Raw genomic sequence first — 214 nt, 5'->3', positions numbered from 1 at the left:
TATGAATGTGATGATTGTTCAGAATGTCCTCTGAGACACCAATGCATGAAATACAATTCAAAAACGAATAAAAAAATAATGAAAAATTATAATTGGGAATATTTTAAAGCCCAAATTAATAAAAAGCTTTCAGAACCAAAAATAAAAACCATCTACAGTCAAAGAAAAATTGATGTGGAGCCTGTTTTTGGATTTATGAAGGCTATTTTGGGTT

Annotated in this window: 1 protein-coding gene; it reads left to right on the top strand. The window is 28.5% G+C overall.

Translation table 11 applies throughout. The annotated features are described in order from the left end of the window. The coding region (locus tag HMPREF3265_RS06155; RefSeq protein ID WP_141744502.1) for a transposase at positions 1-214 on the top strand (214 nt) is incomplete at both ends.

Source organism: Staphylococcus sp. HMSC62B09 (assembly GCF_001839115.1).
GTDB lineage: Bacteria > Bacillota > Bacilli > Staphylococcales > Staphylococcaceae > Staphylococcus > Staphylococcus haemolyticus.
This window is presented reverse-complemented; position numbering and strand designations above follow the sequence as displayed.